Raw genomic sequence first — 4,976 nt, forward strand, 5'->3', positions numbered from 1 at the left:
TAAGAGAACTCGCGAAGGAATCGACGCCGTTTGTGTTACTAGACCGAGAAGTCAAAGGTTTGGAAGAACGATGTGTGACTTTCAATCATCACGAGGCCAGCGCTTTAGCGGTAAAGAGGCTCATTGATCTTGGACATGAGCGGATTGGTTGTATTTCAGGTCCTCACTCTCGATTTAATAGCACCCAAAGAAAAGAGGGGTACGTCGATACAATGCGCATCGCAGGATTATCGACCAGTGAGTCACTTATCGCCGAAGGGGACTACAGTCGAGCAAGCGGTTATTTAGCGGCAGAGGCACTATTAAAAAGACATCCTGACCTCACGGCTATTTACTCGTGTAGTGAAGAAATGACCGGTGGTGCCGTTCAATATTTGCACGAACATTCTATTCAAATTCCGGCGCAGGTTTCTTTAATGAGCTTTGACAGTGTCGACTTATGCGAGGCTTTATATCCTAAGGTATCCGCAGTTCACTTTCCGATAAGTCAGATGGCAAGAGTCGCGGTTCAGCGCCTCATGGCGCTCATCAATAAGGAACAAGCCGGGACTCAAGTGACATTTACAGGAGAACTGAAACTGCGAAGTGCTGAAATCAGACTCAAATAAATCGAACTCAAGACACAAACTCTTCCTCTTCTCTTAAAGAGCCGTTACTGAACGTGCTCTTTATTATTGTTTATTCCTGAACACTTTAGCCTGATTTTGAACATTCGTTTTTCGATCAACCTGCTGTGTTGTCTCGACACGTTATTATCTCAACAATAGAGACCTAAAATTAGCGGTTTAAAAGCCAGCGGCTAAATATTCCAGATTCAGAATCCGCCTCTTTTCTGGGCGTCTTTGACCAATTTCTGGCGGTGCTGCTCCTGCTCTGATTGATGAGATCGTTCAGTCGCTTTGCTGCCCACAGAGTTTTTTCGGTCTAATACAAAATACTTGTTCGTCGTCATATCGATCACCTTCTAATTTAATGTCAAAAAAATATAAGGTCTTATATCGGTGTGCACATCCACCACTTTTAAAGTTTAGACGGTGTAGATAAAAGTATGAATTTAGCGGCCATTAAGTTGAGAGTGGAGGTAACGGTGGCGTAGATAGGATGAGATATGGTTGTGTATCATAACTAGGATGAGGGATTTGCTATACTGATCGTCTAGATTAAACGGCATGATCTAACCATCATTGTCATGGATAGGAAGCGAGTATTGAAAAAGTGGCTTATGCTTGGGGCGGCACTAATGTTTGCTTCCCCAAGTCATTCAACATCGTCAGTCGAAGTGTTGGGGATAGAGTTTCCTCCTTACACGACTGAGTACAAAGCCGATGGCGGTCTTGCCGTACAAAAGCTACGACAGCACATTGCGATGTCTGATATGCGTTTATCCGCTGTTATTTTGCCCCCCAATAGAATTGGTAAACGATTGTTGGTGGGTAATTGGTGCTTGAGCTTTTACCCTCCGCAAGATCCAAACAGCTCGAATGTTCGTAAGTGGGTGTTATCTGACGAGGAGATACCGCTAGGGTTTTATCGTTTAAGACAAGAGTCAGAATTTACATGGGAACAGCTTTCAGATTTAGAAGGAGTTTCTGTCGCTTTATTAAGTTCATACTCGAAACAAGGTCTCAATGCTTTATTTCGGAGCAATAAAATCGAAGTACAAGAAGTGAACTCATTACAGCAAGGCTTTGATCAGCTAATAAAAAATCGGGTCGATTATGTTTTTGCAGATAAGCATAGTGGCGAGTTTATTGCTGAAGAAAATAATGTCGATATACAACGACTTCAATTTTCAACGAGCTCGCTGAGCATTGAATATTTTCATGTTTGGGTCAATTTAGATTGCCAAGCTCTGGTCGATATAATTTCTACTCACTGGTGAATGTCATTGCCCAAGCTTCTGTGAGTCTGTTCTAAAAACGGTCACCTAATAAGTCTAATATCGCGTAATCGATGGGTTTTTAATCAAAATGACAGAAACCTCTTCTATAAGTGTTAATAGGGATTTTTAATGGGACACTGATTATGTTAACGCTTAACTATGCTATTGAAATTAGAACAGATGCAAAAACAGTTTGGAAAATGTTGACGGAGCAGGATAACTATCAGCGATGGGCGACGGCATTTTCTCCCCACTCTCAGTTTGAGGGGATATGGCGTGAAGGCGAAGATATGCTCTTTTTTGACCCTAATCTTGGAGGAACAAGGGCCAGAATTGACAAAATATCGTTGAATGAAGCGATTGAATACCACCATGTCGCGATTTTCTTTCCAGAGCACCAGCAAGATATCGACAGCGATGTCGCAGATAAATGGATTGGTTCTTCGGAAGCTTTTCACATCGCCCCTTTGGAAGATTCGGTTGTGATACAGGTTAAGGTCACAACCCATCCCGATTTCGTTTCCATGTTCAATAATGGATGGGAAAAGGCCCTGCCGAAGATTAAAGCACTCTGTGAGCAGTCTTAAAAGTTAAGAAGAAATAGTATTCAAGAAGAACGTACTGAAGCACACATTGTAATCAGCAAACGTAGTACTCAAACAAACATAACACTCAAGTAAGTACAGTACTTGAATCAGATACAGCACTGAGCAAGACTATTTTTCGGTATGTTGGTAAACTGCTAATTAAATGAAACCACCGTCTAAGAGCAAATCATGAAACTTTGTGTCGATACTCATACGCATACCTACGCAAGTGGCCATGCTTACAGTACTTTGATTGAAAATGCGAAATCTGCCAAAGAAAACGGATTGTCTCTTTTTTGTACAACCGATCACGCAGAATCGATGCCCGGTGCTCCTCATTACTGGTTTTTCTCTAATCAACGTGTTCTTCCCAGGTTTCTGGAAGGGGTCGGTGTACTCAGAGGGTGTGAAGTGAACATCATCAACCCGCAGGGTGAGATTGATATCCCGCACTCCGTTGATCAAAACCTAGATTGGGTACTGGCGAGCTTTCATGAGCCCGTCTTTAACCCTGTAGACAGTCAAACTCATACCACCACATTACTCAATGTGATTAAGAACGGAAGAGTGGATGCTCTTGGTCATTTAGGCAATCCAAATTTTGACTTTGATTTTGATGAAGTGATTCAAAGCGCTGCAAAGTACAATGTCGCGATTGAAATCAACAACACATCCCTAACGGGGAACAGTCGGGTTGGCAGTATCGAACGTTGTCAGGAAATTGCTCGGTTAGCGAAACACTATGGTGCTTATGTAACGACAGGCAGTGATGCGCATTTTTGTTTAGATGTCGGTAATTTGAATTTAGTGAGCGAGTTACTTGATACTGTCCAGATGGATCCTGCTCAGGTGATCACCCGTACACCTCGCCAGTTCTTAGACTTCCTAGAGTTGCGAGGCCGTCCTGCAATTAAAGAGTTCAGCCATCTTTAGTTCAGCACGCTGTAACTCTTTTAACTCAGCACGTTGTTAGGGATGAATTTAAGTACAATATCAGGGAAAGTGTTCAATACGTTTTGGTTGCCAGGTAAATTGAAACACTTTTCCACTCTGATTTTTATACAATATCGATTACAATTCTGTGCATTCTCCGACTGAAAATTAAAAATGATGAAAAACCAATTACTGATGTCTCTTGGCTTATTTCTGGCACTGAATGTCGTTTCATTGAGCGCAGTCGCCAATGAATTTAATATGACTGAAACGATGAAGAAAATGGGCTTTGAGTTTCGAGAAGCTGATCAAGCTGAAAGTGTTGAAGTGATGCAAGTGGCAGTGACTAACCTTTCCGAGTTAGTTGAGCAGGCCATTAATGCAGACCACCCGCAAGAAAAAAGCGAACTGTACAATGAAGGGTTTAATAAATTAACCGTCGCGATTGATACTGTAGAAACCTATCTCGCTAAGGGTGATTTAGACCAAGCCAAAAAAGAGCTACGTGAAGTAGATGACTTACGAGTAGAGTACCACCGAAAACGCAACCCTAGTATCTGGTCAAAAATATTTGGTTAATTAATGCATTCAACGTATTGGGGCTAATAAGTAATAGCCGTATTAAAAAAAGTCGCTCCTTGTGTGAGCGACTTTTTATTTACGCGTTACCCGCATTATCATTAAACCGAGCAGTACCATCAGAAACCGCAGTATCATCAAAAAGTTTATGGGTTAAGTTGGCCATAGCGAAATCAATAAACACACGTAATCTTGTTGGCATGTATTTGGTTTGTGCATACTGCATTGCGATTGCACCGTGGTAGCTGCTCTTTATCGTCCAGTTTGGTAACACGGGAACAACCTGCTGTTCTTGAAGTGCATCCTTGACAACAAAGTCATGAAAAATACCGATCCCAAGCCCACTCTTTACGCCATTTAAACGCATCTGAGAGTGATTGACCGCGTATCGGCCAGATATTGTCACCGTATGAAATTCATCATCTTTTAAGAAATCCCAAATATTATCTTGTTCCGTTTCCGCAAGATATAAACAATCATGCTCAACAAGTTCAGTCGGGTGTGAAGGAAGCCCTCGGCTCGCGATATAATCGGGACTCGCACACAAGACTAAATTAGTTTGGCCGATTTCTTTCAACACCAGTTTTTCATCAGGCTTATCAGTGAGCTTGAATGCGACATCAATACCCTGTTTAAAAAGGTCGATTTCACCATCAGCCGCGCGTAACTTGAGTTGGATATATGGGTGTTGTTTCAGAAAGGGCACGACATAAGGCTGTAATACTGAATTCAAAAACGCTTCAGGCGCAGCCACGGTTAACGTGCCTGATGGTTCATTATGATCTTCGGTCGACACTTCCACGGCTTGCTGCGCGGCATTTACCATAATAACGGCTTGATCATAAATCTTTTGTCCCGCTTGAGTGATGATTAATTTGCGAGTTGTTCGCTCAAACAATTTTACATTCAAAGCACTTTCCAAACGTGTGATCAACTTGCTTAACGCAGAAGGGGTCACATTGAGCACTTTAGCGGCGGCCGTAAAACTGCCTTCA

7 protein-coding genes are annotated in these 4,976 nt (G+C 42.2%); 5 read left to right on the forward strand and 2 right to left on the reverse strand.

The window, feature by feature from the left end; all coding sequences use genetic code 11:
* On the forward strand, window positions 1-608 hold a 608-nt coding region (locus ACP45E_RS11930), incomplete at its 5' end, for a substrate-binding domain-containing protein (RefSeq protein ID WP_141707317.1).
* A 206-nt stretch (window positions 609-814) separates the two neighbouring features.
* On the opposite strand, the gene ACP45E_RS11935 is transcribed toward ACP45E_RS11930, so the two are convergent.
* Window positions 815-952 carry a hypothetical protein gene (locus ACP45E_RS11935; protein WP_017036242.1) on the reverse strand — a complete coding sequence of 46 codons (138 nt, stop codon included), beginning with the start codon at window positions 950-952 and terminating at the stop codon, window positions 815-817.
* A 255-nt stretch (window positions 953-1,207) separates the two neighbouring features.
* Between ACP45E_RS11935 and ACP45E_RS11940 the strand changes: the two genes are divergently transcribed.
* The 4 genes from ACP45E_RS11940 to ACP45E_RS11955 all read left to right on the forward strand — a co-directional run bounded on the left by ACP45E_RS11940 (window position 1,208) and on the right by ACP45E_RS11955 (window position 3,981).
* Window positions 1,208-1,882, forward strand: a complete 675-nt coding sequence (locus tag ACP45E_RS11940; protein ID WP_017036992.1) for a transporter substrate-binding domain-containing protein — start codon at window positions 1,208-1,210, stop codon at window positions 1,880-1,882.
* Window positions 1,883-2,025: 143 nt separating this feature from the next.
* Window positions 2,026-2,469: a hypothetical protein gene (locus ACP45E_RS11945; protein WP_017036991.1), complete on the forward strand. Its 444-nt coding sequence runs from the start codon at window positions 2,026-2,028 to the stop codon at window positions 2,467-2,469.
* A 189-nt stretch (window positions 2,470-2,658) separates the two neighbouring features.
* Window positions 2,659-3,402 carry a phosphatase gene (locus tag ACP45E_RS11950; RefSeq protein ID WP_017036239.1) on the forward strand — a complete coding sequence of 248 codons (744 nt, stop codon included), beginning with the start codon at window positions 2,659-2,661 and terminating at the stop codon, window positions 3,400-3,402.
* Between the two features lie 174 nt (window positions 3,403-3,576).
* Window positions 3,577-3,981: a cytochrome b562 gene (locus ACP45E_RS11955; RefSeq protein ID WP_017036238.1), complete on the forward strand. Its 405-nt coding sequence runs from the start codon at window positions 3,577-3,579 to the stop codon at window positions 3,979-3,981.
* 79 nt (window positions 3,982-4,060) lie between these two features.
* Here ACP45E_RS11955 and ACP45E_RS11960 read toward each other — a convergent pair.
* Window positions 4,061-4,976, reverse strand: a 916-nt coding sequence (locus tag ACP45E_RS11960; protein WP_069585039.1) for a LysR family transcriptional regulator, incomplete at its 5' end; no start/stop codon positions are given.

It is taken from the genome of Vibrio genomosp. F10 str. 9ZD137 (assembly GCF_049974785.1).
GTDB lineage: Bacteria > Pseudomonadota > Gammaproteobacteria > Enterobacterales > Vibrionaceae > Vibrio.